The organism is Actinomyces sp. oral taxon 170 str. F0386 (assembly GCF_000195595.1).
Taxonomy (GTDB): domain Bacteria; phylum Actinomycetota; class Actinomycetes; order Actinomycetales; family Actinomycetaceae; genus Actinomyces.
Genome location: NZ_GL882553.1, coordinates 42,654 through 49,822 on the forward strand (window position 1 = coordinate 42,654; position 7,169 = coordinate 49,822).

The 7,169-nt window shown below is 69.1% G+C and carries 6 protein-coding genes and 1 pseudogene; all 7 read right to left on the reverse strand.

Annotated elements, in window-relative coordinates:
- Positions 1–122 precede the first annotated feature (122 nt).
- Complete coding sequence (locus HMPREF9056_RS10460) at positions 123–476, reverse strand: WXG100 family type VII secretion target (protein ID WP_009404940.1); 354 nt, start codon at positions 474–476, stop codon at positions 123–125.
- Between the two features lie 214 nt (positions 477–690).
- Positions 691–2,124 carry a hypothetical protein gene (locus HMPREF9056_RS10465; RefSeq protein ID WP_009404941.1) on the reverse strand — a complete coding sequence of 478 codons (1,434 nt, stop codon included), beginning with the start codon at positions 2,122–2,124 and terminating at the stop codon, positions 691–693.
- 152 nt (positions 2,125–2,276) lie between these two features.
- Positions 2,277–3,872, reverse strand: a complete 1,596-nt coding sequence (locus tag HMPREF9056_RS10470) for a cell wall metabolism sensor histidine kinase WalK (RefSeq protein ID WP_009404942.1) — start codon at positions 3,870–3,872, stop codon at positions 2,277–2,279.
- The gene (locus HMPREF9056_RS10475) at positions 3,872–4,609 is read right to left on the reverse strand and encodes a response regulator transcription factor (RefSeq protein ID WP_034514444.1); all 738 of its coding nucleotides are present in this window, start codon (positions 4,607–4,609) and stop codon (positions 3,872–3,874) included. Before HMPREF9056_RS10475 ends, HMPREF9056_RS10470 begins: the two co-directional genes overlap by 1 nt.
- Before the next feature lie 244 nt (positions 4,610–4,853).
- The gene (locus tag HMPREF9056_RS10480; protein ID WP_009404945.1) at positions 4,854–5,456 is read right to left on the reverse strand and encodes an NYN domain-containing protein; all 603 of its coding nucleotides are present in this window, start codon (positions 5,454–5,456) and stop codon (positions 4,854–4,856) included.
- Between the two features lie 286 nt (positions 5,457–5,742).
- A complete protein-coding gene (locus tag HMPREF9056_RS10485; RefSeq protein WP_009404947.1) occupies positions 5,743–6,591 on the reverse strand; it encodes a PspA/IM30 family protein in 849 nt (282 codons plus the stop codon).
- 209 nt (positions 6,592–6,800) lie between these two features.
- A pseudogene (locus HMPREF9056_RS10490) lies at positions 6,801–7,169 on the reverse strand (TPM domain-containing protein); the annotation flags it as partial.

The following is a 7,169-nucleotide window of genomic DNA, read 5'->3' on the forward strand; positions in this document are numbered from 1 at the left end:
CGCCGCTTCGTCTGTGCCGCCGGCGGCATGTGCCGCAGCGCGCGGCCGGTGATGAGGTACGCGGCAAGCTCATGGCACGGGTGGGCCGACGGCTGGGACCGATCACCCGCCCATCGTGGGGCCTACCAGCCGGCCACGGGCCCCGGGCCCGTGGCCGGCGCTGGTGCGGGGGCCGGTGCCGGTGCCGTCGTGGTGAAACGGCCCTGATTGGTGGTCTCGGCGTCGTCGTAGCAGATGGCGGCATTGTCCAGGGCCAGGCTGATCTGATCGAGGTTGGACTGCACCTGGAGCTGGGTGAGGTGCCAGTCGGCCGCGCAGGTGGCCATGGAGTCCGACGCCGTCCCGGTCCAGCAGGACTGCAGCAGGCCGATATCGCCCTGCATGGCGTCGACCTCGGTCTGGATCGTCGAGATGCGGGTCCGGGTCCGGGCGGCGGTGTCGGCCACCGCGGCGGTGTCGACGGAGTAGGCGGGCATGAGGGGTCCTTTCGCGAGAGGTGGCCGAGAGCTGCGCACCTGTGTACTCAGTGCTGCTCAGCAGGTGCACCGTGGTGCGCGCTGTGTCTCTCACGGTAGGGGGTGGACCCGGGGCGTGTCGGGTGAGCGTTCGGCCCTGTGGACCCGGCCCGCAGATCACGGCCTGTGGCCCCGCGGGATCCGTGTCGGATCGGGTAAGGGCGGGCGGGACACCTCAGAGGTCCCCGGCACCGTCGTCGATGATCTCCTCGGTGATGGGGGTGATCTCGCCGGTGCGGGCCTCGCGCAGCTCCTTGGCCTCCTGGGTCTTGGCCCGCAGCTTCTCGGCGAGCTTGTCCCGCTCGGCCTGGACCCGGGCGCGGCGGTCCTCGGCCTCGTCGGAGCGGTTGCGCGAGCACATGAGCAGGTCCAGGTCGGCGACGCAGGACTCCATCGAGGCGGTGTGCGCCATCGCCTCCTCGTCGTCCTTGTCCTCACGTACCTCGCCCCGTTCGGTATGCGCCTCACTGGGCCGGCGCGCAGGGGCGGATGAGACGGCCGGAATGCCTCGCGCGGGGGTACGCGGCGAGGACGCGCTCGACGGCGACTGCGACGACACCGGTGACGACGGTGAGGCCGGCGGGGACAAAGGGGCCGGTGAGGCGGCCGGCGTCGGGGTCGTGGCCGACGGCGCGGATCTCAGGGCCCTGAGTTCAGCGGTATTGAGACGCAGGGTGTTGCCGTCCTGGGACGGTCCGGGGGCGACCGGCTGCCCGATCGGCGTCAGCGCGCGCAGGCCCAGCGGAGGAGTTCGGGGATCGCCTCCGGCGATGTCGCCGAGTCGCTCGGGCGCCGGTCCGACTCCTGTGGCCGCGGGCTCGGCCGATGCGTCCCCCGGGAAGGAACGCGCCGACGTCGAGGCGGTGAGGGTCTCAGGGACGTCCTGATCTCCCTGCGGTTCCGGCCTGCTCTGCTCGGCGGCGAGCTTGGCGAGCTTCTCCTTGAGGCGCCGCTGCTCGGCCGACAGGTTCTCCCTGGCCGCGCGCTCCCAGCGCTCGCCCAGCGGGGAGTGGAAGAGGTGCTCGCGCTCCAGGAGCCGGGAGACGATCGTCAGGCGGCCGCGCAGATACTCCTCCATGGGGATGTGGGAGTACTCCTCACGCAGCAGACGCACGTACTCGGCGTAGGTCTGCGGGTCCACGGCCAGGGTTCCCAGGTCGGCGTCGATGAGCGCCTGGGCGTCGATGTCGTGCTCGTCGAGCATGTGCCGCTTGAGGTTGACGATGAGGCAGCACACCCGTTTGACCGTCTCCATCGGGACGCCCAGATGATGAAGATCCGCCTCGGCGAAGGCCGCCGAGGCGGTCTCGTCCTCACCGCCGTTGCCGCGACTGACCTCCTCGACGTCGGAGGAGAAGACGCACCCGTGGTACCAGCAGGCGACCCGCATGATGTCCGGGTTGTGGGACTCCTCGGCGAGCTCGTCGACGCGCGCGAGCATGTCGATGAGGTGGCGAAGATTGTGGAAGCGGCGGTCCGGTGTGGACCAGCGCTCAATGAGGAGCTCGCCGGCGGAGCCGATCGCCTCTGGGGGCTGAGTGGCGCCGATCGCCTTCACCGAACGGGTGAAGGCCGGCAGGAGCCATTGCGGTGCGTCGATGACACCCATGGGGCAGTCTCCGTGTTGGAAATGGAACGCGTGCCATCGTAGGACTGTCCTCGCCGTGACGTCGACGTGACACAGTGTCTCGCGCACCACTCTTCAGCGTTGCCGGCGGAGTCGCTCGGGAACGGCGTCGGGGAGGGCACGGCGGCTCGCACCTACCAGGCCGGGGCCGGTGGCAGCTCGATATGGACGGTGGCTCCGCCGCCGGGGGTCTGAAGCATCTGGACCGTGCCCTGGTGGGCGGCCACGATCCCCAGCACGATCGCCAGGCCCAGGCCGGAGCCGCCGGTCTCCCGGTTGCGGGAGGTGTCCGAGCGGTAGAAGCGCTGGAAGACCTTCTCGGCCGCCTCGGGCGGCACGCCGTGGCCGTGGTCGCGGACCTCGACGACGACGACCGGCTGCGCCGTCGGGTTCTCACGCGGGGGCGCCATGCCGATGGCGATCTCCACCGGTGTCCCGGAGGGCGTGTGGCGCACGACGTTGCCCAGCAGGTTTGTGAGGATCTGGGAGAGGCGGTCGCGGTCGCCGATGACCTGGATCGAGGGCGCCTCCATGCCGGCGGCCTCGTCGCGGGGGTCGAGGGGGATGAGGCCGCAGTCGCGCTCGGGGGCCAGGACCATCATGTCGCTGAGGGCCCCGGCGGCCAGGTCGGTGAGGTTGACCGGCTCCATCGACATCTCCCGGCCCTCGTCGATCCGGGCCAGCTGAAGGAGGTCATCGACGAGGCGACCCATCCGGTTGGACTCGGTCTCGATGCGCCCCATGACCTCGCCGGTCTTGTAGGCGGGCACCCCTCCCATCCGGTAGAGCTCGCCGTAGCCGCGGATCGCGGCCAGGGGCGTGCGCAGCTCGTGGGAGGCGTCGGAGACGAACCGCGTCATCCGCTCCTGGGCCACGACCTGGGCGGCGAAGGCGTTCTCGTTCTGGGTGAGCATCGTGTTGATCGCCCGCTGCAGCGAGCCGACCTCCGTGGTGCGCGGCTCGGTGACCAGGATGCGGGCCGACAGGTCACCGTGGGCGATGCGCCCGGCCACGCCCTCGATCTGGCGCAGGGAGCGGAAGGAGCGGTGAACCAGGTAGGTGGCGAAGATGGCGCCCGCCGAGATGATCAAGACGTCGGCCAGGGCCACCACGAGGCGGGTCCGCTCCACGGTCTCCACAACGTCGCTCAGTGGGAGAGCCAGGCCTATGGCGCCGGTGTACTCTTTAGTATCCGGGTTCTGAGTGACCGCCGTGATCATCCTCCACTGGCGGCCGGGCTTATCGGAGTTGACCGTGATGATCTCGTAGTCGCCTTTTTCAGCATGTGTCAGAGCCCGCTTATAGTTCAGGCCCTTGACCTGGGGATGACCATACTTGGCAGCGGTGTCCCCTGAGATCCACTCCCCGTTTCGGCTGGCGTCGTGGAACTCTCCTTTGACGTAGTAGCTCGAGGGGATGCCGCTGGGGATGCGGCCTTCGCGGAGCTGGTCCAGGAACTGTTGTCCTACGGGGCTTGTCGTGGAGCGAAGCTGGGTGTCGATCTGCCCCATCATGTGGCTGTAGAGCAGTGAGGTCACCACGAAGGAGACGATGACGAGCCCGATGGTGAGCAGACCCGTCGTCATGAGGGTCAGGCGCGTGCGCAGCGGCATCGCCTGCCAGGGCCGCTGGATCGCGGTGATCGGGTGCCATCGGCCCCGTTTGATCGGGCGGTGCTGCTTACCGGACGACTTGGCCGGGCGCGTGCTCCCCCCACGCGCCGCCGCCATCACTCGGCCTTGGGCTCGCGCAGCATATAGCCCACTCCGCGACGGGTCTGGATGAGTGGAGTGACGGGCTGACCGTCAGCCCCCTGGATCTGGTCCACCTTGCGGCGCAGGTAGGAGATGTAGGACTCCACGATGGCGGCGTCACCGTTCCAGTCGTACTCCCAGACGTGGTCGAGGATCTGGGCCTTGGACACGACGCGCCCGGCGTTGAGCATGAGGTAGCGCAGGAGCTTGAACTCGGTGGGGGACAGGTCCACCTCCACCTCTGAGCGGTACACCTCGTGGGCGTCCTCGTCCAGGACCAGGTCGGCCACGCGCACGACGCCGTCGTCCTGGTTCTCGATGGCGTGGGTGCGACGAAGGATGGCGCGGATGCGGGCGATGACCTCCTCCAGGCCGAAGGGCTTGGTGACGTAGTCGTCGCCGCCGACGGTCAGGCCCTGGACCTTGTCCGCCATGTCGTCGCGGGCGGTCAGGAAGAGGATGGGGGTGGTCACGTCACGCTCGCGCAGGCGCCGGGCCACGGTGAAGCCGTCCATATCGGGCAGCATGACGTCGAGGACCACCAGGTCGGGGGACGTCTTCTCCACCGTCTTGAGGGCGCCGTTGCCGTCTCCGGCGATCGAGACCTCGAAACCTGCGAAGCGCAGGGACGAGGCGAGCAGGTCGCGGATGTTGGGTTCATCGTCGACGACAAGGAGGTGAGCTTCGGTGCGGGACTGCTGGGAACGCTCCATGGGCCTCACCATCCCTTCAGTTTCTGGTCGTTTCCTGAGTGAGTTCCGAATGGTCGCTGTTGATGGGTCAAGTGATTGGTGGGACCCGAGGCGCTGTAGGCGGGGTGAGAACCTTGGGATTCCCACAAGAACGCGAGGGGTACGTGGTAGCCGCCGAACAAGGGATGGCGGCTGAAACTCTTCGGCGAGTCGGCGTGTGAGATGGGGACGGGGCGACGGCGTCGACCGTCGCCCCGCCGGTGGGTCAGAGGAAGGCGAGTGGGTCGAAGTCCTCCAGCGGGATGATGCACACGCGCGGTAGTGGGATGGTGAAGGCCTTGACGTCGCTCTCCAGGTCGTAGACCGTCAGGCCCTCGCCCTCCAGGGCGGTCAGCTGGGCGTTGAGGAACTCCCGGAAGCACAGGATCCCGACCTGGGCACCGGCCTTGAGGAGCCGCTCGATCTGAGGGATGTAGTCGCCGTCGTGGCTGCCCAGCAGGACATGGGCCTCCTGGCCGGACTCGGCCCGCTCGGCCAGCGCCTCCAGGGTGCGCTGGATACCGATGTCGACGACCTTCTCCTCATTGCTTCCCGACCCGGCCAGCGGGACGGGGCGGTAGTCCATGGCCAGCAGGGCCTGGATGAAGCTCATGGGCATGTGGCCGCTGGTGGCGTTGAGAAAGAACAGGGCGCGGGCCTCGTCCTCCTCGCCCTCGGCGGCGTCGGCGGAGGACAGTTCATCACAGTATGCGAGGACGCGGTCCCAGCGGGGCCGCTCCTCAGGTTCGGGACGCCGCCCCAGCACACTCATGCCGAGGGTGGCGTCAATGTTCTCGCCATCGACGAGAAGATAAGTCGGTACGCTCATGGGTTCTATGCTACCGGTCCCGGTGTCCAACAGCCTCTGGCGACGCCCGGAGAGGTCCCAGTGATATCAACCTTTTTCCAACTTGATCCGAGTGTGATCGGGGTGTGGTCCGGGCGTGGGGCCGAGGGCGGGAGCCGGGCTCCGGCCGGCCGTGTCGAGCTGGTGGTGTGTCTGTGCTGGTCAGGCCGGCCAGCAGGGAGCCGCCCGGCCCTCGTCGCGATGACGAGGGCCGGGCGGTTGTGAATCTGTTACGCCGGTGCGGCACCGCCTGTGCGGCTGGACCGACTCAGTAGGAGGACTTCTCCTCGCCGATCGGCTGGCCCTGGTTCTTGAGGGCCTCGAAGGCGGCGTTGATGGCGGCGTCGTCGCCGTCGGTGATCTGGGCGGGTGCCTGCTGCGGGGAGGCCTGCAGCGCCGGGTTCTGCCCGGACTTCAGCGCCGCCAGGCGGGCTTCGGCCTCCAGGCCGGCGCCGGAGGCCTCGAGCTCGGCGAACTGGGACTCCAGGGAGGAGCCGGCCAGCTCCATCTGCCCGGCGGCCTGGGCCTCGACCCGACGCACCTGGTCCTCGTAGCGGGACAGCTCGCTGGTGGGGTCCAGGACGTTGATGGAGCGGATGGCGCCCTGAACCTTGACCTGGGCCTCGGCGGTCTTCTGGCGGGCGATGAGCTGGTCGCGCTTGGAGCGCAGCTCACCGAGCTTGACCTCCATCTGCTGCAGGCCGGTCTTGAGCTGCTCGACGACCTGGCGCTGGGAGGCGATCATCGGCTCGGCGGCCTTGGCCTCGTTCTCCGCCGTGATCTGCTTGGTCAACGCGATCTTGGCCAGCGAGTCCCACTTGTCCGCCCCGGCCGTGTCACCGCCGGTACGCAGCTGGTCGGCCTTGCGGGAGGCGGCCAGGGCCTTGTTGCCCCAGTCCTTGGCCTCGGCGACGTCGGCGTCGTGGTCCTTCTCCGCCAGGCGCAGGTTCCCGATCGTCTGGGCGACGGCGTCGCGAGCCTCGGCGATGGAGGCCGTGTAGTCCCGCACCAGCTGGTTGAGCATCTTCTCCGGGTCCTCGGCTCGGTCCAGGAGTGCGTTGATGTTGGCGCGGGTGAGCTGGGCGATGCGTCCCAGGATCGACTGCTTCTCAGCCATGGTGGTTCGTCCTTCCGTCGAGGTGCGACGTCGGTATGGGCAGGTATAGACAGATACGGACACGGCGCTTGCCGGGCGACGGCCGGGTGGGCCGGGCGGATCAGGCGTCATGATCGCAGGTCCGGGCGGCCGGCGTCACGCCGGCGGGGGCCGCATCGCTCAGGGCATGACTGGCATATGACCGGGTCTGGGCGGCAGAAAGACGCGGATCAGAAGTCGCCGCCTCCGTCGAAGAAGTCACCGACCCCGTCCATGAAGTCGCCGCCTCCGTCGAAGAAACCGCCACCGCCGCCCCAGTCGTTGTCGTGGTGGTGATGGGAGCTCCAGCCGCCGTAGCTGTGTCCGCCGCCCATCAGCAGCCCGCCCAGCAGGAGTGAGCCCAGGTCGAGCCCGCCGCCCGAGCGGCCGTAGCCGCCGGAGTAGCTCTCCCCGGAGCGCGGGCTCCACGAGCTCGACGACGACCCGCGCACGTCGGCCTCGGCCAGGGCCTGGGCCTGGGCCACGAGGGGCTCGGCCGCCGCGACCTCCGCCAGGGCCGCTACCGGGTCAGTGGTCTGGACGCTGGTGGCGGCCGTGGC